Below are 478 nucleotides of genomic sequence, written 5' to 3'. Positions count from 1 at the left end.
CGAACGGCCTGCCCGACATTCAGTTCCACTTCGTGCCGGGCTATCGCAGCCATCGCGGCAGGCTCATCGAATATGGCCACGGCTACGCCATTCACACCTGCGTTCTCAGGCCGAAAAGCGTGGGCGAGATCAGATTGTCACAGGACAGTTCTCGCCGCGACGTTCTCATCGATCACCGCTTCTTCGCGAACGAGGACGACGCCATGGTGCTTGTCGAAGGCATCAAGATCGCGCGCAATATCCTCGCCGCATCCGAGTTCGATGCGGTGCGTGGCAAGGAAATGCTTCCGGGCAAGGATGTCGGTAGCGACGACGAGATCCTAGCCTATCTGCGCGCCGAAGCGCTGACCGTCTACCACCCTGTCGGAACCTGCAAGATGGGGACGGACGCGATGGCGGTCGTTGATCCGGCGACGCTGAAAGTGCGAGGCATGGACGGGCTCCGGGTCGCCGATGCGTCAGTCATGCCGAAGCTGAT

General features: G+C 61.3%; 1 protein-coding gene. It reads left to right on the top strand.

The annotated features are described in order from the left end of the window. The coding region (locus X744_RS0139305) for a GMC oxidoreductase (RefSeq protein ID WP_031261584.1) at positions 1-478 on the top strand (478 nt) is incomplete at both ends.

Source organism: Mesorhizobium sp. LNHC252B00, from assembly GCF_000502955.1.
GTDB lineage: Bacteria > Pseudomonadota > Alphaproteobacteria > Rhizobiales > Rhizobiaceae > Mesorhizobium.
This window is presented reverse-complemented; position numbering and strand designations above follow the sequence as displayed.